This is a genomic window from Agrobacterium sp. GD03872, from assembly GCF_029840625.1.
GTDB lineage: Bacteria > Pseudomonadota > Alphaproteobacteria > Rhizobiales > Rhizobiaceae > Agrobacterium > Agrobacterium fabrum_A.
The window spans coordinates 121106-144314 of the sequence record NZ_JAOCCY010000001.1; the positions used below are offsets into that span (position 1 = coordinate 121106).

Consider the following 23209-nt stretch of genomic DNA (forward strand, 5'->3'; position numbering starts at 1 on the left):
GGAAAAGAAAGCAAGGATCATTTCCGGGGGCAATCGCATTGTTGGTTGAGGCCGCAATGTTTGCCCGCTCGAAGAATTGTGCGGGCTTTTCAATCACCGCCGCGGAGATTTCGCCGGGATTGTGGACAAGGTTAAACAGCATGTTATTGCTTGGCATCGAAAGGCGCAGAATCGCGACCCGCTTTCTTTGCCGACTGACGTTTCGGAATGGAATGAATGGCAACAACCGTGACCGACGATCAGCGCAAGAGCGCGGCTAATCTTTCGAGTTTCGATCTCGACTTTCCGGCGCAGCTGCGCATGATGGGTCGTGCCTTCTGGACGTCGCCGGTGCGCACCCGGCTGATCCTGCTGTCGATCGCGCTGCTTGCGGTGATATTGCTAACCGCCTATGGGCAGATCAGGCTCAATGAATGGAATGCGCCGTTTTACAACGCGCTGGAGCGACGCGATCTCGATGCCTTCATTCACCAGCTCGAGGTCTTCGCCATCATTGCCGGGCTGCTGCTGCTGCTCAACGTCATCCAGACCTGGCTGAACCAGATGACGGCGCTGAACATGCGCGAGGGTCTTGCCAAGGATATGGTGGACCAATGGCTGAAACCGGGGCGCGCCGCCCGTCTTGCCAGTTTCGGCACGATTGCGATCAATCCTGACCAGCGCCTGCATGACGATGTCCGCAACCTTGCGGAAAGCAGCACGGCGCTTTCCATCGGTCTCGTGAATGCAACGATCCTGCTCGTCAGCTTCATCGGCGTCCTCTGGTCGCTTTCGGCCGGTTTCGCCATCACCATCAGCGGCGATACCTATGCGATCCCCGGCTATATGGTCTGGGCGGCGATCCTTTATGCCGGTTCCGCTTCCCTGCTCAGCAATCTCGTCGGTTACCGGCTGGTCGGGCTGAATGCCGAACGTTATTCGAAAGAGGCGGAGCTGCGCTTTTCACTGATGCGGGCCAGCGAAAATCTTGCCGCCATTGCCCTTGCGCGCGGTGAAAAAAACGAAAGACGCCGGATCGGTATCGATATCGATGCGGTGCTCGGCGTCATCCGCGGGCTCGCCATGGCGCTGACGCATCTGACATGGGTCTCGGCCGGTTATGGCTGGCTGGCGGTGGTGGCGCCGATCCTGATCGCCGCGCCCGTCTATTTTTCCGGCAACCTCACCTTTGGCGGGCTGATGATGGCGGTCGGCGCCTTCAACCAGGTCAATACCGCGCTACGGTGGTATATCGACAATTTCGGTCCGATTGCCAGCTGGAAGGCGACCTTGCAGCGTGTTTCGGTGTTTCGTAACGCTCTCATCCAGATGGACAGCGTCGAACAGCACGGCCTCACGATCGGCCTGCAACGCAGCGCCCAGAATGAAAAAATCCGTCTTCAGTCGGTCGTGATCTGCCGCGATGCGGGTGGACAGGATCTCGAACGCGGCTTCCAGCTGCGCGAGAGCGACGTGGAGGTTGGAGCGGGCGAACGGCTGATGATCAACGGCGAACAGGGAGTGAACCGGCGGCTGCTGTTTGCGGCCATGGCTGGCCTGTGGCCCTGGGGCCAGGGCAGGATCGAGATGCCCGAACAAGCCGACACGCTTTTTATCGCACAGCATGGTTATCTGCCGGCAGGTTCGCTGCGTGAAATCCTCGCCTATCCACGTGCGCCGCAACGGTTTGCGGATGCGGATTATCTTACGGCGCTCACCGCATGCGGGCTTGGAGAAATGGCCTCCCGTCTCGATGAAAACATCCGCTGGGACAAGAAGCTGGATTCGGACGAGCAGGCCAGCATCCGCGTTGCCAACGCCCTGTTGCTGAAGCCGAAATTCATCGTCATCGATGATTTGCTGGAAGGGCTGGAAAGACAGACGCAGGATACGCTGGCGGAGGTTCTGAACGGGATCGAAGGCGCGGCGATCATCTATATCGGCCGGTCCGAAACATTTCTGTCTATCCTCACGCCGGCTGTCGCCCATCTCGATCACACCTTGCCGAAGGAAAATATTTCCAGGCAGGATGGTGTTCCGCACTAGGTTGTCGGGCCATGGACCCTGGTTGGGGGCGGATCAGAGCCGCAAGTGCCACGTGTCTGAAGCGAGCCTCTGCTGTTTGGCGAGGTTTATCGTGGCTTGCGGCTCCACCTGCGAACGCAGGGCAATTGTGCCTGTCGCCAGGCTGATGGCGACGACGCTCGCGACCACTAGGACGATGCGGTCGTAGCGCTGCTGTATTGTGTTGTTTCCACTCCAGTCATAGGCCATTCGTACGCCCTCGCGTTTTCTGGAATCGTGCCCCATCATGGTTAACCGAAGCTTACGATGCCCCGGTGATTCCTTGCTGTTTTGGAAGGGCTGCCGCGAAAAATCGGCTATTGGCTGAGGGCGCGCGGTTGTTTAAGTCCGGCAGCGGGAGGTTTGTGAAAGGATTTTGAGACATGGACCAGCAACCGCCCGCCGACATGGAACTCACGCTCAGAACGCTTGCGATGCCCGCCGACGCCAATCCGGCCGGTGATATTTTCGGCGGCTGGGTCATGTCGCAGATGGACCTTGCCGCTTTTGTCCGCGCCAATGATGTGGCCGGCGGCCGCACCGTTACCGTGGCAGTCAATGAAATCGTCTTCAAGAAGCCGGTCAAGATCGGCGATACATTGTGTGTTTATACGCGGATCGAAAAGATCGGCCGCACCTCGGTCACGCTCAAGATCGAGGCCTGGACACGCAGGCACTATCAGGATTCACGCGAAAAGGTGACGGAGGCCGTCTTCATCATGGTTGCGGTGGATGATAATGGCGATCCACGCCCCGTTCGCAACGAGGCCTGAGGCCGGTACTATCGCGTCTTTTCAAAGCAATTCCAAAGCGCCTGCCGGGAGAATGGGACGCAAAGGCGCTTTGGCCTTCACGCCGCTCAATACTTTAGAAATATCCAATTTATTTATCAATTTTTGCGATCAAGACATGGAGTAGGACGGGGATCAGGCTTTGACCATTCCAGGTGTTGTTATTGTCGGCGGCGCTCACGGCACGCTCGCGCTCGCCCGCAGCCTCGGCGCCCTGAACGTACCTGTCTATTATCTCACCCATGATTCCCCTTTGCCGGGCTGGTCGCGTTTCGTGCGGGAAACAATTCGCTGGGCCGGGCCGCACGATGCCGGGGCAATGCCATTTTTGCGTCAAATGGCTGAGAGGCACGGTTTGAAGGGCTGCCTGCTGGTGCCGTCCGGCGATGGCGAGGTTCAGCTTGTTTCGCAGCATCGTGAAGAGCTTTCGGCTTTTTACAAGATCATTCTGCCGGATTGGACGGCCCTGCAATGGCTGTGTGAAAAGCCGCTGCTCTATAAACGCGCGGCGGAGCTTGGTGTCAGCATACCGCGGACCTATGCACTGGCATCGACCGCCGATATCGATGCGCTGGATGCGATGTTTCCCGTCATCCTCAAACCGAACATGGGTGGCGGCGATACCACCATTGCCCGGGCGAAAGTGATCCGCGCGGCGGACCGGCAGGCGCTGAAGACCGCTTTTGCCGATGCAAGTGGAGAGATCGGCGCCGGCAATGTCGTTGTGCAGGAGCTCATTCCCGGCGGTGGGGAAAGCCAGTTTTCCTACGCGGCCCTATGGCTCGACGGGGAGCCGGTCGCCGAATTCACCGCCCGGCGCCTCCGGCAATATCCCGTCGATTTCGGTTATACCAGTACCCGTGTCGAGGTCGTCGACAACCGGCAGGCGATAGAAGCGGCGCGGAAAATATTGCAATCGGCCGGCCATAGCGGGCTGGTCGAGGTCGAGTTCAAGCTCGACGGCAGGGATGGCGCGCTGAAACTTCTCGATGTCAATCCGCGCCCATGGTCGTGGTTCGGCCTTTGCTCGGCCGCAGGCATCGATCTTGGTGCTTTGCTGTGGCGGATCGCGAACGATGAGCCGGCCCGGCCGCCCGTCAATGCGCGTCAGGGCGTGTCCTGGTCCTATCTTGTGCGCGATGCCGTTGCCGCCTTCACCCTGGCCTGGAGGGGGCAGGCGAGAATCGGGGACTATTTTGCCTCGTTGGGCAAAATCCGCAGCTGGGCCGCTTTTGCGCTGAACGATCCATTGCCGGGCGTGATCGACCTGCCCTTGACGGTTATGCGGGTCGTAAAAAAACGCGTCCTTCCCGGCCTGGCATCAGGGCAATCGAATAAGGTATTGTTTCAGCCGCTCAAACGCCTCGTGAAACATGGGGCCATAAGGGCGGGGCTGGAAGTGAGTTCTTTCCCGCTCGTCCGTTCGGTATTTCCGTCGTCTGCCGGGCGCGGTGTGATTTTTACCCTTCACCATGTGCGCCCGGGCAAGGCCGCCTCGGCCTTTGCACCGAACGTTCAATTGTCCGTCACGCCGCAATTTCTGGAAGAGGCGATACAGGCCGCGCTCGAATGCGGTCTCGTGCCCGTCCATCTGCACGACCTGCCGGCTCTGCTTGCCGATAACCGTGAAGGCCGGTCGTTCTGCGCCTTCACGCTCGATGACGGCTATCGCAACAATGCGGAATATGCTGCGCCGATCTTCCGCAAATATGCCGTTCCCTACACGATTTTCATCACGCCCGGTTTTGTCGAGCGAACGCGCAGCCTGTGGTGGGAAACGGCCACAGCCCTGACGCAGAAAGCCGCGTCGTTTGAATTCGATTTTGGGGCAGGGCCGGAACAGGTAACATGCACCACCCCTTCGCAGAAAGCGGAGGCATTCACGCGTCTTGAAGATTTCGTGCAGAATTTTTCGGAAGACGAGGCGGTGGAAAGGATCGATCGCGCCGCGCGGCAACAGGGCGTCGATCCCATCGCCATCGTGGACGAACTTGTCATGGATGCTGATGAACTGCGGCTGTTGTCGGAAGATCCTCTGGCGCATCTCGGTGCGCATACCATGACGCATGTGAATATGCGCAAGATCGACGCGGCGCGTCTGGCTTATGAGATCGCGGAATCGACACGCCGGGTGGAGGCCTATGCCGGCTATCGGCCGCAATCCTTTTCCTATCCCTATGGCTGGACGAAAGCCGTCGGAGAGCGCGAAGCGAAAGCGGTTCAGGATGCGGGATTTTCCGTGGCAGTCACCACGCAGGCGGGCGTCCTCGGCCCCGACAGTCTTGAAAAACCGGCACAGTTGCCGCGTGTATCGCTGAACGGGCGTTTTCAGAAAAAGCGCTTCGTCAGAGCGCTCATCTCGGGGCTACCTTTCCGGTTCGCTTAACGGCAGCCCCATTTTCTTCTTTCACGCGCCACGCGGTCGTCTGAAGCTGCGGTGCCCATCCGCCGCTGCTCTTGGATAAACTTTGCCGCGATATGGGCCTGTCCTTCATCTTCATCGCTCATGACCTGCCGGTGGTGCCGGACTTTGCCGATCATGCCATGGTCATGCAGCGGGGAGAGGTGGTGGAATTCGGCACGGTGCGGCAGGTTTTCGAAGCGCCGCGCGAGGCCTATACGCGTGCGCTGCTTGCCGCGAGCCGGACCCGATACACAATCTGCGCATCCTGCGGCCGTCGCCGGCCACGCCATCGGACATTCAAGCGGAGTTCCTTCATGAGCAAACAAGCTTTCGTCGCGCTCGTTACCTGTTTCAACGAGGATGAAACCATCAATTACGCGGCGACGCGCGCGCAGGTGCGCCGCCAGGTGGCGGCCGGCAACAACATCATGTGCGCCGGCACCAATGGCGATTTCAGCGCACTGACGCATGCGGAAAAAATCCGGCTGACGGAAGAGGTGGTGGGTGAGGTTGCGGGTCGCGCAGGGGTGATCGTCAATGCCGGCATGCCGGCCACGTTCGAAACCCTGCAGCTTGCCAAGGCCTTCGACGGCATCGCCGTCATCACGCCCTTCTTCATCGCCTGCACGCAGGACGGCCTGATCCGTCATTTCCAGACGGTGGCCGATGCCGTCGGCACGCCGGTCTATCTCTACGACATTCCCACCCGAACCCAGAACCACATTGAACCTGAAACGGCGCGTAAACTCGCCGCTCACGGCAATATTGCCGGTATCAAGGATTCCGGCGGGGCGCAGCAGACGCTTGAGGCCTATCTTCAGGTGGCGCGGGATGTGCCCGGTTTCGAGGTCTATTCCGGCCCTGACCATCTCGTGCTCTGGTCGCTGCAGAACGGTGCCGCCGGCTGCATTTCCGGTCTTGGCAATGCGTTACCGGATGTGCTGGCGGGTATTCTCAGCGCCTTCAACGCCGGCGACATCGCCGAGGCCGAGCGGCAGCAGGCGATCTATGCCGATTTCCGCACCGATCTCTACGCGCTTGGCTTCGCACCCGCCATGGTCAAGCGCTCGCTTTATCTCCAGGACCCTTCCGTCGGCGCGAGCCACCAGCCGGCACTCCTGCCGGATCCGGAACAGGATAAAAAAATCCTGGAAATCCTGCGACGCCATCGACGGCTGTGAAGCGGCGACCGAACGTAGCGGGCACTGCCGTAGTCGTACACGCCACCTCAAAATATCCACCAAAACGGCCGGAAGCCGAAGCCTTTCGGAAGCCTCGTCCATGACGAATAATTTGTGACATAAACACGAAATTTCCCTTGTCAGCCCGATCATTGATGTTTAAGAGGAGCGCGCAACGCAAGCGTTCGCGCATGCGGAGAGGTGGCAGAGTGGTCGAATGCACCGCACTCGAAATGCGGCATACCTGCAAGGGTATCGTGGGTTCGAATCCCACCCTCTCCGCCATAAAAAATCTTGGACCGTAAGGTTTTTTCCTGATCTACTGAATTAGCCCAACTTGAATTGCCTTTGCCGGGATTGGCTAGGGCCACAGCCGCGGCACGAGGGAGCGTTCCTCGACCTTCATTTTTGCCTCTTACCAGTCGGCGAAGGTCAAGACGTCTTCTTTGAGTGTTAAGTTGACAGGGCCGCCGAGTTGGGCTGCCCAGAACGGGCCGCGGAGATCCTCATACCCAGCGCCAAGCCATTCAACGACTCTCACAAGTTTGTCGGCGCGTTTCTGTGCGATCAGTTGGTTTAGGTGAGTGTCGTTTCCTGAGTAGCCAAAAATAACGATCTCTTGGCTTTCATCCAGAGCTCGTTTTAAGAATTCCCAATATGTGCTCAAAATTTCTGATCCGGCGATGATCGTCCTCTTATGGGTGACGTGAGTAAGCACGATGTGGCGGCCAACATGCTTCAACTGACCGAGATTTCTTGTGAGAGATGATGCCGCTAGTTTGGAGGGTTTCGATTTTTCTCGGTCGACGAATAGCGGGCAACCGTGGAGGTGAAGATACCACCCTCCTTCTTCGCGATGTCGGAAAAGATTCCTCGTATCGAATTTTTGATCGATGAAGCCGTCACGCAACACTTTGCCGTCACCTAATACGCCAGCCATTTCAAATGCTGACGAAAGAAGGCCGTCATAATTCAATGTCGCTACATGAGACTGAGTTTCCTCGACCTTTTTAATTAGGCTCTTCACGAAGTCTGTAGGTAGACGGCATGGTTCACCAACTTGGCTCCCCTGTTTGTGCTTCGCCAAGAACATTTGCTTGGCAACTTCGAATGCGAACTGATGGACCGCATTTGGGAATTCTTGACCGTGAGGAGACAGCCAATGGCCAAATGCTACTGGCCTTATCCCGAGCAGAACCTCGCAAGCCCCAACAATTTCTTGAAGTTTCGCCAACTGTTCCTCGGACGTGGGCTTGCTAACGTCGTCTGGAAGACACGCCAGAATAAGCTTTTTCTGCGTTTCCGTCAGGTATTTGTTGTCCCAAGCCGACGTCATAACGGAATTTAGATTGTATACGTCTGGCGCAAGCGCCATCCCTAAGCCATTTCCGAATATGAATAGCTTCCTCATTTTAGCTATTCTCAATCCACTTTGCCATATTGTCGGCCACGCTCGACACGGCTAAACCCGTTGTATTACTTGATCCAGAATAGGTCTTCGAAGAAGTAGCATCGAAAAGTTTGTATTGATAATTTGGTGCTGATTTTTTGAATGCTTGCTCCATTACATAGCAAGCACAGTTCGCTTTTGATTTATCCATCTTTGGATTCTGTATTGCCCAGATATGATATACATCCATAGATGTCGTGGTTTCTACCATGAAAATAGGTGATACGTTAATAACTATTTTTCCATCAGCTAGTTTCAAGGCTCCTTTCTTCTCGAATTTAGTCAGTTTCTTTTTGCTTCCGAATTTCTTCTCAAATGAATCGAAGGCAGCTTTGTTGTAACTTATTTCGTCCGGTCTTGACGAATTATTCAATATGTAAGAAATCTCATCTTGAGATTTACTATTGATGTGAGCAGAAATAGCTAAGTTCAAGGTTCTGTAAAAATCATACCCGGTAGATTGCTGGACGCGGCGTAGAACTTCAGAGATCTGGCGAGCCGGATCCATGGCGTAAATTCTGATAAATGAGTTGAGAGAAAGCGACAGTAGGGGCGGTGGCTGGGATATCATTGTCACAGGTGCTCAAGGCAATGGGAATCAGTATTTACTGCGACTATAGAACTACATTGGCTCCTAAGGAACAAGGGGTGATGAAAACTGACAAATCGACTTTGGAGTGAGGTTAGTTGCTTGCTCCACGCGTGCCGGGATAATCCTTGGCCCCCTCGACGGGGCATCCTACGCATGATCGACAACAAATGTTGGAGATCACGATGGCGACAATCAGAAAACTCAGAGGGCGCTGGCAAGCACAGGTGCGACGGCGCGGTATGAAGCCGCGCTGCAAGAGCTTCGACACGAAGCTCGAAGCTGAGAAGTGGGCGCGCGACCTTGAAGCACAGGTCGATAGGTTCGGTGCTGCCCCGGACACGAAAATCCTTGAAAGCACGACGCTCGGGCAGCTTCTCGAACGTTACCAGCGCGAAGTGTCACCTCTTAAGCGCGGGTCCGTCCAAGAGATACAGCGGATAGATGTGCTCCGTCGCCACGAACTCGCATATAGGACGATGATCGGACTGAGCCAGCAGGACATTGCTTCGTTCCGTGACGAGCGACTTCAGAGTGTAGCTCCATCTACTACTGTCCGCGAACTCGCAGTCTTAAGCCATGTCATTGAGGTTGCTATCCGCGATTGGGGGCTGCCGCTTGCAAAGAATGTCGTAAAGTTGGTTCGCCGTCCGATGATCCGTAACGAGCGGAGCCGTCGTCTTGCACCCGACGAGGAGCAACGGCTACTTGATGCTTGCGACATCGGAAAAATACCTTTCTTGCGCACGTTGCTGATCGTCGCAATCGAGACCGGGATGCGCCGTGGCGAACTTCTCGGACTGAAGTGGAGTGATTTCTCTCACAATCGTCGAGTGCTTTCGCTCGCTCTTACCAAGAACGGTTCCGGTCGTGACGTTCCTCTGTCACAGCGCGCATTTGATACATTGATAGCTTGGAAGGAACATCCGGGCGTAGATCAATCTACCATATTTCCAATGCGAGCCGGGACGCTTGAACAGGCATGGCGAAGGTTGCTGGCGCGTGCTGGCATAAAGGGGTTGCGCTTCCATGATCTACGCCATGAAGGTGTCAGCCGCTTGTTCGAACGGGGGTTGAACGTGATAGAGGTCAGCAGTGTAAGCGGGCACAAAGAGCTGCGGATGCTAAGGAGATACACGCACCTCGCCGCTGACGATCTCGTGGCTCGGCTTGGGTAGATTAATCTAAGAAATGGAATCGTGAAGCTGCGCTGTGTCTCGTGCGCCGGAGCACAGCGAAGTCCTAGAAAAACTCGTCTCGACTGAAGGGGATGCCTTGGGTCGCCACCGAGTTTTGAGACCCAAACCACCGCTCCTACGAGCGGCCGGGATTTACCTTTTGACAAATATGCTGTGTTGGACGTGGCATAATCGTCAGAAAACGACCGGAATTAGAGGTCGGGCTAGCAACGGGTTTCTTACGAGCAATAAGAAACTCGTTTCCGCTATCTTTGCGCTAAGCGGAATAGAGCTATCCCCCCTCCCTTAAGACTGAAGCATAAAGCTCTGGCACAGCCAAAGTCAAAACATTGATATGTCTAGACCGTCTCAAGGGAGGGAGGATACTATGTAAATCTGCGTCTACAGAGAGCTAAAGCAAATAGCGTTAATCTACGCGGAAGGCGGATGCCGTTTTCCTTCCATAATGCCGTATCCGAGATATCTTCATATCTCCATCGGTTAGTCGCGGCACGGAATGCCGAGACCGCATTCCCTGCAAGCATACGTCTCAACCTGTAGGGAATTTCGGGATGTGGTCCACGCCATAAAGGCGACCACACAGAGCCCGAATCTTTTGGTGTCCATTCGTGCAAACGCACAGGCGACGAGGCACATAGGCTGTCCATGATCTTAGTCACGGGGTCGCGCTACGCCCTTCTTTCCCTTCATGTCCCGAACCATGGCGTTGCCACCTCAACAAAGGATGGCTTGGACGCTTGTAACGTGACTTCGGGGATCGGACCCGGAGCCTTCGAGAAAATCATCTTTTGGGCGATTAATCCCTAAGAAGATCGAACAAAGTTTGACTAGAGATAATATAGCATTTTATTGGGAGATTACGAATAAATTTCACGATTTTTTTTGAGTTCGCCAGAAATTTTCGCCCGTGCAATAACGTCATATAGAGTGTCGCACACGCGCGTCCTCTGTATACTTATATATTTACGTCGAACATTTAAAACCTCAGCCGGTGGGCTTCTCTGTGTCGGCGTGATTGTTTCATACACTAAGTATCGCCAGCATAAACTTTATCAGATTCGGACTATCCCAACCATGGCCGTTCTGGGTCCTGCGGCTTACTCGTGAACTCGCTTCCAGCCTTCCATTCGAAATTTTCTGGCTGCGAAGGCTTTTTCGGCTTGGCCGACGCGTCTGCTCTTTTGGCGCGATTAGTCCGTCTGACTTGTTCGACGGGAGACAGGCCAGCGACGACGATGAGCGCTACGAAACTAAAGCAGAAACCCAGAACAAACCAACCAAACGCATTGCGATTTTTATTCGCAGCAATGATTGCGCTGCCCCCTCCAAAAACACATCCGGACACAATCAGCAAAAATAAAAACATCGCTATTTCCCTTCAGCCGAGCGACCCGAGGGAACGAAAGGGAACCTTTATCCGATAGACAAGTCGATGTGGAACTGACCCGGACACGTCTTTAGATTTCAAAGGCTTCCGGGTTTGTTTGGTTTTAATCCCGACAGAGCGAAAGGGTTGCTTTATGTCAAGGTGACCCGATTGCTGTAAGGGAAACGCAATGAAATTGATTGGCTACGCAAGGGTTTCTACTGTCGAGCAAAACCTCGATCTTCAGATGGCAGCTTTGTCAGCCGCGGGGTGCGAAGAAATCCTGACGGATCAAGGTTCCTCCGGTGCGGACTTTCAACGTCCTGGACTTCTAAAAGCTCTCCGACATCTAAAGAGCGGGGACATGCTCATCGTTTGGCGATTGGACCGCCTTGGTCGCTCGTTGGTTGATCTGATCCAGACCGTAAACAAGGTGTCTAAACGAGGCTGTGATTTCCGATCGCTGACCGAGAACATAGACACGTCGTCATCCAGCGGACGGCTGGTCTTTCATATGATGGGCGCGATGGCAGAGTTTGAGAGGGCAATTATTGCTGAGCGCACCAAAGCGGGAATGGAAGCTGCAAGAATTCGCGGCTCCCGCATTGGTCGACGACCCTCTATGTCGCGAGAACAGATTGAAACCGCGCGTCGTGCGGTGGAGGCAGAGTGCCGTTCAGTCGCAGAAATCGCGGCAATAAATGGTGTTCATCCGAAAACCCTTGCTAGGCTCTTGCGGGAAACAGATCGGCATTAGCGTAAATATCGACCGCTTTCCGGTGAGCATTGCTGCGGTTTCAAAAAAATTCCAACTCCTGTTGACTTTGTCTTGGTAACGGTAGATACCGTGACGGTAACGATACATGCAGTTACCGGAGCGATGAATGGCAAAAACTCGAGCGGAAATACAGAGAGAATACCGCGAACGCAGAAAATTGGCGGCGGAAGCTAAGCGGGCAAAACCTACGCCGGCAATCAATCCCTTGATTTCGGCATCGTCTCAAACGTTTGCCGATTTCTACGCACAGCACGAAGCCAATCTCACGCACCCAGAAAGTCTTGATTGGGTGGGTATTGGGATAGACGTTAATTTAGGCGACGAGCCCCCCAAACTCTCAAAAGCCCATCTTTGGCGTGAGCAAGGTATTGAGGTCAATTCACTCAGCGTTGCAGCGGCCCGCATGGAAGTTTTCATCGATGCCGCGAAAGAACTCGCTGACCTAATCAACAAATATCAGCTTCATCAAATCGATGTTCGATTGGCTACGGCGCAGCCAGCCGAAGCGAAAGAGCTTCAAGCTCTAAAAACACGATTGTCCAAAAAGACGAGCCATTTCTTCCCGGTCACCAATTAACCGTGTGCAACCGTTGCACACAGAAAGAATTGAAAATGAACGAAACCGTCGGTTGCGATAACGTTGAGGAACTAGAGACTGCACTTGCTGATCTCGATATCGATAGCTCAATATCCAATTCCGCGTCCATGCAAAGCACTCCTAACCCGGTGACTACCGAAGTGGCACCCGATGTTCAGTCCGCCCAGCGCGACGCATTCTATAAAAAAATGCTGAAAGCCGATGCAGAAGAACTCAAAGAAACCGCTGATCGAATCCGGGAGCGTCACCGCACGAGCATCATAGAAACGGGTAAAGACCTTCTCAAGATCAAGACAAATAAGAGCGGCATCTTTGTCAGATGGTTGGAGGTCGAGTTTGATATGAGTGTTCGGACGGCTTGGAACTACATTAGTGTAGCAGAGCAATTCGCTTCTACACCCAAAGTGGTGGACGTGTTCCCACCAGCTACTGTCTATAAGCTGGCCGCCTCTGGAACCCCCGACGCAATACGTAAAGCTGTAGTGCTGGAAGTGAATTCCGGTGCGTGCCCAACCAAAGAAGACGTGGAGCGCCGCATTACGGAAGCGAAAAACCTCGCTCGAAAGGATCGAGAAGATGCCCGTCAGAAGCTTGCCGATGAAAAAGAAATCGCTGCCTGGAAAGCGACTGAGGCGAAAGCTTGGGCGAAGCGAGAAAAAGAGCTGAAGAAAAGTGGCGCTACTGACGAAGACATAGCTACCGCGCAGACAAAATGGGCCAACGACAGGGAACACAAAGAGAAGTCTAAGATTAAGGCGCTCCAATCACGTCGAATCGAGAAAGAACGCGAGCAGCAAAAGCGTAATAAGAACGTCAAACATCTTCAGGAGAAAGCCTATTCTGCTGCCAAATATCTGATAGAGAACTTTAAAGGTGATCGTAACCGATTGGCTGAACTCATGGAGGGTGTTTCACAACATGATGTTGCGAATGCGCTAGCCGCAGCGGTTCGTGCTTAGTTTTTTACGACGAAAGACGAAGATACGCCCGCATTTGCCGGCGTATCTCCGTCGCTTAAATGAAGCACCCGCGCGCTTGGCGTATCAAACACGACGTAGGCGTCCATTAGCATTAAGCCAGCCAGAAAGCTCCTTTGAGCCAGAGAACGCTGTGGGATTGCATCCCGCTCTTACCAACCCCGTCTCATTATCCAATTGCCCAAACGTCCATTGCTTTAGAGATTAAAATGTCTTGTCTGCTGGAGACTTGTTCAGAAGTCCATTGATCTACAGCTAAAATCTGTTTCGTCGTGTCAAAAGATACGATCTTGTTTTTCTCTGCGTAAATCTGCTTCTTTCTATCGAACGAAAAATACTGCGCCCGGTAATTTTTTGTCCCTGCCAACAGCGCTAAATTACCGAGGCGATGAAGCCAAGCTCGATGTTGTTCCTCGGCGAATTTTTCAATCCAATAGGCATCCTTCAGAGCTTGCGGCAGAACATGCTCAATCGTGATTTTACCTCGGTAGGTTTTTGTAACCGACTCGTCCTGATCTGCTTCTTCTAATCGCATGAGCACGGCATGCGCAAAAGGTCTGCCATACACTTCGCCGTCTAATAGGGTCTTGAACTCGGCATCGTTAGCGCTAGCTTGAAATACAGCAATAACCTCCTCAGCATTTTTTCCGTCGCGTATCGCGTTTATCAGCTGAAAATAAACAGTTAGCCGTGCGGTAAACGCTAGTCGACGAACCCAGTTTTGATAGGTTATTTTCTCTAACAAGACGATGAACTCAGCCTCTGTCATCCCTATAACCGGCTTGTTAAGGAAGGCGAGAAGCGGCGGAATCCATTCCTCGAACGCTACTCTATGTAAAGAGCGAAGGGATCTTAATGCCGTGCTGTCGTCGAAATTAGCCTGCAGAATTCGAACATAATTTTTGGCCGATGCTGTTACTTCTTCTAGAAAAGTGAATGGGTCTGCACTTTTCGCGATCAGCGGCTCGAATTCCTCATGGAGTGACTTTCGAGACTTTATCGCGAGGAATGACGAACGGTGATGAGCGAAAAACTGATCGAGTCGATCGATGCCAATTATTTCCTCTAGTTCCAGCCAGCGTTCCTCCAGTTCTTCGCTTTTCCGCCCTCCTACAAGTTGCGCAAAAAGCAAATTCTTGATCAAGTCGGCATTTGAAAGTGGCATACCTCGCGCATTCAGAACATTAAAAAGCCTGTAAGCCGACTTCGTCGATTGTGTTGCGACCAAAACGACAAACACGCGATCGAGGAGATAGTCTTTGAACGCTTGGATTGTCTTTTCGTCTTTATCTTCGCAGAATCTGTCAATCGTTTCGGTATTCTCAAGGATATTTAGCTTGGGTTTATCCTGAGTTTTCTCCAGCTCGCTTTTATGGACCGCGCTCACCGGTTGCTTGTCCAATACATGCTTCAGGTAGAATGTTTGATCTCGATTGCGCAGAGTCAGTCTGGGCTTGCTTTCGTCATCCTTATTCTTCTTTGGTAGCCTAACACGCGCTTCCAGGTCTACCATCGCGTAAGGATCGGTGATTTTTTCCCGAAGTTTCGCAAAAATCAAATTGAGCGTTGTAAGGCGCTGCTGCCCATCAACGACGTCGTAGAGAACGCCCTTCTGTCTCTCGATGGTAATAAGCGATCCTATGAAATACTCTTCATCTCCGGCTTCGTAGGCTTCCCAAACATCGTCAAGAAGCTGTTCAACGTTGCCTTTCTCCCACGAATAAGGTCGTTGATACGGCGGAATCTCATATCGAATTTGCTCAGTGAGTATCTGCGAGATTGTCCGCTCGGACGCTTCCATTGTATTTCCTCATATTGATAACCATCGGGCAGCACAGAAAAGACTTCGCCGAATCAGCCCTTAGAGGAGAGTAGTTCAAGCTAACGCGAGATAGAAGCCGCACTGCTAGGTTGAGGGCCTTTCTAAATTCCCCTGTCCTGTTCACGTGGAGAAAAGAGGGAAACAGTCCAAAGTTTCCTTCAGCCATCGAGCCGCATTAGCTGATGGTTGGGAGATATTGAAGCACCTTGCACGTGTCGAAACAGGCCCGAGCCGCTTATCGTAAGTGATAGTCGCAACACATTACAAAAGTTCGAGAACAACTCACAGGCACGCGCGCCACGATTTGCGCTGCGATAAACGCTTTGCTGCACCAAGCCAGCCAGCAAGCTCCCCTGAGTCAAACAACGCTACGCCAGAGCCAACCTGTTCTTCTCGAGCGCTTGCCGCGCCCATTCTGCCCATTGATCCTGGGGTGGCAGCCAGAACCAGCCGCCTATATTATCGCCCACGACCTCAGCTTTGCCGCTCGCAGCACACGCCGCAGTGAGCAAGCAGATCCACGCGGCTCGCTTTTCGTGGTCGCGCTCGTCAAGAACTGCGGTCATCAGCTCAGCATTCTTCCATCCAATCCTTGGGAAGAGGTCCGCGAGGACACAGCTCTCGACGGCATGCTCATACAGCCAATCAAACTTCTTACGTTTACCTGCTTTCGGCAGGGCAAAAAGTGCATCTGGCAACAGCACACCCAGAAAGGCGTTTGGAAATGCTTCGATAATGAACGTGTCCTGGCGGATCGCGTTCGATACGCCTGTGTTATGCTCAGCCAGGTGGACCACCTGATTTGCCGTCTCAGCAGCAGCCCGTCGCAGATCTTTGCCATAACCATGATTGCTCAGGCCCGGCTTACATCGCGTCTGGAATGCGCCGCGAATGAATAGGCGTTCGCACAACCGGTCCAAGCTATCATCGGAACCGACAGGGACGAGCGGCCCGTCGATGGCTATCACCGAGAACTTCGTAGACGTTGGAATGCGCTGGCTACGACGTTCCCAATCCGAGTGCGTCCTGGCTGCTCCAAACTCGCCGTTGTTGCTCCAGGCGACGCCAGTGGTCGGCCTGGATTTTGAAAAGCCCACATCGATGCCGAGGAGCGCTGTATCGTTGAGATTGATCATCTGCTTTGGTTCTCTCTAAGCAGGCCTTGTTGCACCATGCGACTACATCCATCTCATTGTAATTGCCTGTCAACTGAGAGGCCACGCCAAGTGTGTCAAGCCGCTGATCCAACCCAGCATCACTGCGAATCGCGGAGCCGATCGGGTGAGAACCCGGGCATTAACCGACCTTCTACTTAACAACTATTATCACGAAATGAACTGGAACCACCGGCGAATGCGGGCTAAGACCGGCGCATAACGCATGCAATGGGTGGCCCGTGGAACAAATCAACAACGTCGAAAATCGCCTCTGGAGTTCGGCAGATACGCTACGGGCAAACTCGAATTTCGCCAGCAACGAATATTTCATGCCCGTCATGGGCCTTATTTTCCTGCGCCATGCCTATTCACGGTTCCTGAAAGTGCGGGCGGAGATCATCCCGACACTCCCCAGCCGGGGAGGCATGGTGCGGGAGCTGACCAAGGAAGATTTTTCCCGACGTGGTTCGATCTATCTTCGGCCTCAGGCACAGTTCGACACGCTGGTCGGCCTGCCGGAAAGTGAGAGTGCCGCAGAAGCCCTGATCACTGCCATGGAGAGCATCGAGAGCGACTACAAGACACTTGAAGGTCTACTGCCAAAGCAGGAATATGCAGAGCTTGATGATGATGTGCTGCGCCAGGTGCTGCGCATCTTCAATGATCCTGCGCTGCAAAAGGCTGATGGCGATGTCTTCGGTCGCATCTACGAATATTTTCTGACCCAGTTTGCGGATCAGAAGGCGCATGACAACGGTGAATTTTTCACCCCTGTCAGCATCGTTGAAACCATCGTGAGCGTGATTGAGCCCACCCGTGGCAAGGTCATGGACCCGGCCTGCGGCTCAGGCGGCATGTTCGTTCAGTCGGCGCATTTCGTCGAGGCGATGAAGGCGAACCCCAACGAGCAGCTGACGTTCTACGGAATGGAAAAGAACCCCACCACCATTCGGCTAGCCAAGATGAACCTCGCCGTCCATGGCCTGGATGGCAAAATCCAAAAGGCAATTAGCTATTATGAAGACCCTCATAAGAAAGACGGCCCTTTCGATTATGTGATGGCGAACCCGCCCTTCAATGTCGATGAAATCGACGCGGAAAAGATAAAGGACGACAAGCGCCTCTCCTTCGGTCTTCCGGGCGTCAACAAAGCGGGTAAGGTGTCGAATGGCAACTATATCTGGATGTCGTTCTTCCATTCCTACCTGTCGCCACGCGGGCGCGCAGGCATCGTCATGTCGTCGCAAACCTCCTCTGCCGGTGGCAAAGAGGCAGATGTCCGCCAAGCGCTCGTCAAAACCGGCGATGTGGACATTATGATCGCCATCCGGGGTAATTTTTTCTACACCCGCACCGTGCCTTGCGAGCTGTGGTTTTTTGACAAAGCCAAGCCTGAGCATTTGCGCGACAAGGTGCTGATGATCGATGCCCGGCATGTGTTCCGCAAGGTCACGCGCAAGGTCTATGACTTTTCGCCAGAGCAGATGCGCAACCTCACCGCCATCACCTGGCTTTATCGTGGCCAGTCAGAGCGCTTCACGGCCCTTGTGCAGGATTATCTTGAAACGGCGCGGCTTGAGGCCACGGCTGCGGATTTCACGGGCCTGCTCGGCACTGTGGATGAGGCCGTGGCCTTCTTCGCTGACCATGTCGGTGCAGACGCTCCTGTTGACGCCTCCCAGCGGCTGAGGGCCGATTGCGACGATTTCAAAACTGCTGCGGCTAAGTTGATTGCCGCTCCAGCCGAGATTGATGCCTTGAATGATCGCCTGACAGTCATGCAGCCGGTGGGCGACAAGGCCAAGACATTGATCAAGGAGATCGACGCGCTCGTAAGGCTGCTACAAAAGGCGCAAGAGGTGCTGATAGCCCAAGGCGAACGGCAGATTGCAGAGCAGACTAGCGACGCAGCGGCCAAGCGGGTGACAGCTGAGGTTCGAAAACTTGCCTCCGACGGAAAGAAACTGATGGCAGCAATTGCCGAGGCACGCATTACCTTGACTGGCGATCCATCGGTGCAACTGACTGTGACGGGCAGCCTTAAACGCTTCCGCTACTTTGAGGCCCAAGCCCACTGGCTATTGTCGCGCTTTCCGCAAGGCGTGCTTTGCGATGTGCAGGGGCTGGTCAAGCTGGTGCATCACGCTGAACTGGCCGCGCACGATTACAGCCTGACGCCGGGGCGCTATGTCGGTGTCGCGCCCGAGATCGAGGATGACGATTTTGATTTCGAAGAGGCGCTGCGCGAAATCCATCTGGAATTGGACGGGTTGAACACCGAGGCGGCGGAACTGGCCGAGGTAATTGCGAAGAATTTTGAAGAGTTGCTGGTATGAAGTGGCAGTCCATTCGATTTGGCGATGCTTACTCCGAACCATCGAGAAATGGTGTCTACAAGTCAAAAGAGCATCACGGCGTCGGCTCCAAGATCGTCAATATGGGAGAGCTCTTTCGTTACGATTTTATTGACCGGCAAGAGATGGCGCGACTGCAGATGTCCGATGACGAGCTGTCAAAGTCTGGACTTCGCAGTGGAGACTTACTTTTTGGTCGCCGATCCCTTGTTGAAGCAGGCGCTGGAAAATGCAGCCTGGTAACAAACCTAGACGAAGATACTACTTTTGAGAGTTCCATCATCAGAGTTCGCGTCAAGCGGGACGTTCTGGACCCTCGATTTCTCTTTTACTGGTTCAAGTCACCTAGTGGCCGCGGTCGAATTCGTGCGATTGTAAGCGGAGTGAATGTTAAGGGCATAAGAGGGTCGGACCTTCAGAACATTGTGGTCGAGCATCCCAACCTACCCACCCAACAACGCATTGCCTCCATGCTTTCGGCCTATGATAACCTGATCGAGAATAACCGAAGGCGAATCGCGTTGCTGGAAGAGGCGGCGCGGCTGCTCTATCGCGAATGGTTCGTTCACTTCCGCTTCCCCGGCCATGAGACGGCAAAGGTCGCCGATGGCCTGCCTGAGGGGTGGAGCAGACCAAAGCTGGGCGACGTTTGCTCAACAAACAAGAAAAGCCACAAGGCGGGAAAGCTGCCGCCCCGACTTCGCTATATCGACATTGGCTCAGTTTCGACGGGTCGCGTTGATCAGGCGACGGAAATGGCCGCGGAAGAAGCGCCGGGCAGGGCAAGGCGGATTGCTGAAGAAGGCGATACCATCTGGTCAAATGTCCGCCCCAATCTGCGCGCCTATGCGCTTGTAACTGCACCTCGGCCAGAGGACGTTTTTTCGACGGGCTTCACAGTGCTTCATGCAGAAGCAGTGTCGCCCTATTTCCTATATCTCGCAGTCACGACCGATGACTTTGTGAAGCATCTGGAAAACCACGCAACCGGTGTAGGCTATCCCGCGGTGCGGGCGGACGATTTTGAACGCGCCCTTGTCATTAAGCCGACCGATGCTGTGATGGCGAAGTTCCACGAGCTTTGCCAGCCAGTGTTCTCTCAACGCCAGCAGCTACTCGACCAAAACGCCCAACTCACCCGCGCCAGCAACCTTCTTCTCCCTCGCCTCATGGATGGACGTATTCCCGTCTAAAGTGTAGTGATTGCCTATGAATAATTTTACCGAAGACCGTCTTGTTCAACAAACCATGGCCGACTACCTCGAAGCCAAGCATGGCTGGCGGGTTGTTATGGCCTGGAACAAGGAGGTTTTCGGGCCTGAGGGCACGTTGGGGCGCAAGTCCGACAAGGATGTGGTGCTGACGCGTTATCTCTCCGAGGCGCTGCTTCGCATGAACCCCGGCTTGCCCGAAGACGCTTATGTGCAGGCACTGCGCGAGATTACTGATGTGTTCAGCTCGCAATCGCTGCTGCATATCAATCAGGAGAAATACGCCCTGGTCCGTGATGGGGTGCGGGTCAAATTTCGCCAAAACGGCGAGCAGCGCACAGAACGCCTGCGGGTGTTTGATTTCGACAATGCCGAAAACAACGACTTTCTTGCCGTGCGCGAGTTGTGGGTGCAGGGTTATTCTCACCGACGCCGCGCCGACATTGTGGGCTTCGTTAACGGCCTGCCGCTGATGTTTTGCGAGCTAAAACGCCCGGACAAAGACCTGAAACGCGCTTACGCCGAAAACCTGTCTGACTATAAAGACGCGATCCCGCATCTGTTTCACTTCAACGCCTTCGTCATTCTCGGCAATGGCGATCTGGCCAAGCTTGGCTCGATCAGCGCGGATTACGACCACTTCTCGGACTGGCTGAAACTGGACGAGGCCGAGCAACGCGACCAGATGCTGCCGATGGAAGCACTGCTGCGTGTGGCCTGCGACAAGCGGCGGTTCATGGACCTGTTCGAGAACTTCATACTGTTTGCCGATACCGCGAACGGACCAGTGAAGATTCTGGCGAAGAACCACCAGTTCCTTGGCGTCAATCGTGCGGTCGAGGCGGTTGCGAACCGACACGCTCTGAAGGGCAAACTGGGCGTCTTCTGGCATACGCAGGGGTCGGGTAAGTCCTTCTCGATGGCGCTGTTCACGCAGAAAGTGCATCGAAAGCTGGGTGGTGATTACACGTTTCTTGTGCTGACAGACCGGACCGACCTGGACAACCAGATCTATAAGACGTTTGCTAGCGTGGGTTTTGCCAATAATGACAAGGACCCCTGCAGGGCTGGATCGGCGCAAGAATTGCGGGATCTGCTGGGCCAGCAGAAAAAGGTGATCTTCGGCATGATCCAGAAGTTCACAGATGATCAGGCCGACGCTGGCGTCTATTCCGACCGTGACAACATCATTGTGATGACAGACGAAGCGCACCGATCGCAATATGGAACGCTGGCGCTGAACATGCGCAAAGCGCTTCCAAATGCCGCCTTCATTGGTTTCACCGGCACGCCGTTGTTCTCCAACGATCAGATTACCAAACAGGTGTTTGGCGCTTACCTTTCGACCTATGACTTTCAGGATGCTATCGAGGACGGCGCAACGCTGCCGCTCTATTACGATGCGCGCGGTGATAAGCTGCAACTGACAGGCGGGAACCTCAATGAGAAGCTTGCCGCAGCCATTGCCGATGCAGAAATTGATGACCCGGATGTCGCCGCTAAGCTTTCAGACGATCTGAAGCGCGAATATCATGTAGTGACTGCCGAACCCCGGCTTCGCCATATTGCCCGCGATTTCGCCTGGCACTTTTCCTCAAATTGGGAGAGTGGCAAGGCAATGTTCGTTGCCATCGACAAGATCACTGCCGTGCGGATGTATGACTTCATCTCCGACGCCTGGCAGTCACGGCTCAAAGAGCTGGAAAAGGATCTGGCCAATCTTACTGACGATCAGGAGCGCGTGATCCGCAGCCAGCAGATCGCCTGGATGCGGCAGACGGAGATGGCCGTTGTTGTCAGTGACGAGCAGAACGAGATCAAGAAATTCAAGAACTGGGGCCTCGATATCATCCCACATCGCAAGCGGATGAAAGATGGTTTCACCGTTAAAGAGGTTGTGGGTGGGCGCGAGATCGAGAAACGCCTTGATTTGGAAACCGCGTTCAAGCGGGAAGATCATCCGCTCCGCATCGTGATCGTTTGCGCCATGTGGCTCACCGGTTTCGACGTGCCGTCCCTTTCAACACTCTACCTAGATAAGCCGTTGCAGGCGCACACCTTGATGCAGGCCATCGCTAGAGCCAACCGCGTGAAGGAGGGCAAAAACAATGGTCTGATCGTCGACTATTGTGGAATCCTAAAGAACCTTCGGAAGGCGCTGGCGACGTTTGCCGGACACACGGGTGGCAAGGGTCCGCTTGGTGAGGGAGGCGATGAACCTGTCGTTGATCCGCTCAACCCTCAGGAGGCGTTGCTCGGAGAACTCGCGGAAGCGATCCATATCGTCCGTCAGGGGTTGCATGCCGATGGCTTCGAACTCGATCGACTGCACGAAGCAACCGGTTTCCATAAACTCAAGGCGCTGAAAGACGCCAAAGAGCTGATCAACGAGAACGATGAGACCCGCAAACGGTTCGAGATCGCCGCACGCGCCGTCTTCCGAAAATACAAATCATGCCTGACTTTTCCGGAAGTTCAGCGACACAAGCCGGACTTTCAGGCCATCAACTACATCTATGCCTCGCTGCAGGAAGACAAGCTGGCTGCTGATACGTCCGCCATCATCCAAAAGCTGAACGCCATCGTTGGCGAGGCCATTGATATCCGTCCGGACAGCGCTGACGATAAGATTTTCGATATCTCCAAGGTGAATTTCGAGCTGCTGCGCAGGGAATTTGCCAAGAGCGAACGCAAAGCCAGCGATGTGCAGGATCTCCGCACTGTTCTTGAGGAGCGCCTTGCAAAAATGCTGGCGGCCAATCCCACGCTTCAGAATTTTCAAGAACGATTCGACCAAATTATAGCTGGTTACAATCACGAGAAGGACAAGAACACGATCGAGGCTACCTTCGAAGCACTGATGAGGATGGGCGCCGAACTGGAGGGAGAAGCGCTGAGCCATGTGGCGCTGGGCCTTACGCAAGAGCAGAAGCCGGTCTTTGACCTGCTGATGCGAGAGGACCTTACCAAGGAAGAGATCCGGCAGATCAAGGCTGTCTCTGTCGAAGTGTTGAAAGCCATCCAGCGGCGCATGGAGGAGGTGCAGGACCTCTTCGAAAAGCAGAGCACCCGTGATGACTTGCGTCAGCAGATATACGATCTGCTCTATGATGACAGGACCGGCCTACCGGCAGCGAAATACGATGAAGGCGACCTGGACGAGAAAACGGACGTTCTGTTTCAGCACTTCATGCACAGCTTCAGGCCGAGCGGTTATGGCGGGATTGTGGGAGTGAATTGAGCAGTGACCTGCCGGGGGGAGGAGGCTTACCTGCGCCTGCAATTTGAA

Annotated in this window: 17 protein-coding genes and 1 tRNA gene; 12 read left to right on the forward strand and 6 right to left on the reverse strand. The window is 54.3% G+C overall.

From position 1 onward, the window contains the following. Nucleotides 1-216 precede the first annotated feature (216 nt). Nucleotides 217-2025, forward strand: a complete 1809-nt coding sequence (locus N5D22_RS00555) for an ABC transporter ATP-binding protein/permease (protein WP_279655606.1) — start codon at nucleotides 217-219, stop codon at nucleotides 2023-2025. Nucleotides 2026-2058: 33 nt separating this feature from the next. On the opposite strand, the gene N5D22_RS00560 is transcribed toward N5D22_RS00555, so the two are convergent. Continuing rightward, nucleotides 2059-2253: a hypothetical protein gene (locus N5D22_RS00560; RefSeq protein ID WP_279655607.1), complete on the reverse strand. Its 195-nt coding sequence runs from the start codon at nucleotides 2251-2253 to the stop codon at nucleotides 2059-2061. A 173-nt stretch (nucleotides 2254-2426) separates the two neighbouring features. Between N5D22_RS00560 and N5D22_RS00565 the strand changes: the two genes are divergently transcribed. From N5D22_RS00565 to N5D22_RS00580, 4 genes are all read left to right on the forward strand, one after another. Beyond that, the gene (locus tag N5D22_RS00565; RefSeq protein ID WP_279655608.1) at nucleotides 2427-2816 is read left to right on the forward strand and encodes an acyl-CoA thioesterase; all 390 of its coding nucleotides are present in this window, start codon (nucleotides 2427-2429) and stop codon (nucleotides 2814-2816) included. Nucleotides 2817-2976: 160 nt separating this feature from the next. Next, nucleotides 2977-5220 carry a polysaccharide deacetylase family protein gene (locus N5D22_RS00570; protein WP_279655609.1) on the forward strand — a complete coding sequence of 748 codons (2244 nt, stop codon included), beginning with the start codon at nucleotides 2977-2979 and terminating at the stop codon, nucleotides 5218-5220. 332 nt (nucleotides 5221-5552) lie between these two features. Continuing rightward, nucleotides 5553-6419, forward strand: a complete 867-nt coding sequence (locus N5D22_RS00575) for a dihydrodipicolinate synthase family protein (protein ID WP_279655852.1) — start codon at nucleotides 5553-5555, stop codon at nucleotides 6417-6419. 195 nt (nucleotides 6420-6614) lie between these two features. Further along, a tRNA-Ser gene (locus N5D22_RS00580) sits at nucleotides 6615-6704 on the forward strand. 130 nt (nucleotides 6705-6834) lie between these two features. On the opposite strand, the gene N5D22_RS00585 is transcribed toward N5D22_RS00580, so the two are convergent. Beyond that, a complete protein-coding gene (locus N5D22_RS00585) occupies nucleotides 6835-7830 on the reverse strand; it encodes an SIR2 family protein (protein WP_279659027.1) in 996 nt (331 codons plus the stop codon). 1 nt (nucleotide 7831) lies between these two features. Then, entirely contained in the window at nucleotides 7832-8377 is a 546-nt protein-coding gene (locus N5D22_RS00590) for a hypothetical protein (protein ID WP_279655611.1), read from the reverse strand. A gap of 266 nt (nucleotides 8378-8643) precedes the next feature. Here N5D22_RS00590 and N5D22_RS00595 point away from each other — a divergent pair, with 266 nt between their 5' ends. After that, nucleotides 8644-9636, forward strand: a complete 993-nt coding sequence (locus N5D22_RS00595; RefSeq protein WP_279655612.1) for a site-specific integrase — start codon at nucleotides 8644-8646, stop codon at nucleotides 9634-9636. A 1084-nt stretch (nucleotides 9637-10720) separates the two neighbouring features. On the opposite strand, the gene N5D22_RS00600 is transcribed toward N5D22_RS00595, so the two are convergent. Further along, on the reverse strand, nucleotides 10721-11023 hold the full coding sequence (locus N5D22_RS00600; protein WP_111813679.1) for a hypothetical protein: 303 nt from the start codon (nucleotides 11021-11023) through the stop codon (nucleotides 10721-10723). A gap of 190 nt (nucleotides 11024-11213) precedes the next feature. On the opposite strand from N5D22_RS00600, the gene N5D22_RS00605 reads away from it, so the two are divergent. The 3 genes from N5D22_RS00605 (at nucleotide 11214) to N5D22_RS00615 (ending at nucleotide 13358) form a co-directional block, all read left to right on the forward strand. Next, nucleotides 11214-11780 (forward strand): recombinase family protein, encoded by a 567-nt coding sequence (locus N5D22_RS00605; protein WP_279655613.1) that lies wholly within the window; start codon nucleotides 11214-11216, stop codon nucleotides 11778-11780. A gap of 127 nt (nucleotides 11781-11907) precedes the next feature. After that, complete coding sequence (locus N5D22_RS00610) at nucleotides 11908-12378, forward strand: hypothetical protein (RefSeq protein ID WP_279655614.1); 471 nt, start codon at nucleotides 11908-11910, stop codon at nucleotides 12376-12378. A gap of 35 nt (nucleotides 12379-12413) precedes the next feature. Next, nucleotides 12414-13358: a hypothetical protein gene (locus N5D22_RS00615; RefSeq protein WP_279655615.1), complete on the forward strand. Its 945-nt coding sequence runs from the start codon at nucleotides 12414-12416 to the stop codon at nucleotides 13356-13358. A gap of 187 nt (nucleotides 13359-13545) precedes the next feature. Here N5D22_RS00615 and N5D22_RS00620 read toward each other — a convergent pair whose 3' ends face one another. Both N5D22_RS00620 and N5D22_RS00625 read right to left on the reverse strand, forming a co-directional pair. Then, nucleotides 13546-15177, reverse strand: coding sequence for a DUF262 domain-containing HNH endonuclease family protein (locus N5D22_RS00620; RefSeq protein WP_279655616.1), 1632 nt, complete (start codon nucleotides 15175-15177; stop codon nucleotides 13546-13548). 389 nt (nucleotides 15178-15566) lie between these two features. Beyond that, the gene (locus tag N5D22_RS00625) at nucleotides 15567-16334 is read right to left on the reverse strand and encodes a DUF429 domain-containing protein (protein WP_279655617.1); all 768 of its coding nucleotides are present in this window, start codon (nucleotides 16332-16334) and stop codon (nucleotides 15567-15569) included. A gap of 260 nt (nucleotides 16335-16594) precedes the next feature. On the opposite strand from N5D22_RS00625, the gene N5D22_RS00630 reads away from it, so the two are divergent. From N5D22_RS00630 to N5D22_RS00640, 3 genes are read left to right on the forward strand one after another with little or no spacing between them, the layout of a single operon-like run. Further along, nucleotides 16595-18691: a type I restriction-modification system subunit M gene (locus N5D22_RS00630; protein WP_279655618.1), complete on the forward strand. Its 2097-nt coding sequence runs from the start codon at nucleotides 16595-16597 to the stop codon at nucleotides 18689-18691. Beyond that, nucleotides 18688-19902 carry a restriction endonuclease subunit S gene (locus tag N5D22_RS00635; protein ID WP_279655619.1) on the forward strand — a complete coding sequence of 405 codons (1215 nt, stop codon included), beginning with the start codon at nucleotides 18688-18690 and terminating at the stop codon, nucleotides 19900-19902. The genes N5D22_RS00630 and N5D22_RS00635 overlap by 4 nt, the downstream gene beginning before the upstream one ends. A gap of 16 nt (nucleotides 19903-19918) precedes the next feature. Next, nucleotides 19919-23161, forward strand: coding sequence for a type I restriction endonuclease subunit R (locus N5D22_RS00640; protein WP_279655620.1), 3243 nt, complete (start codon nucleotides 19919-19921; stop codon nucleotides 23159-23161). Nucleotides 23162-23209 lie beyond the last annotated feature (48 nt).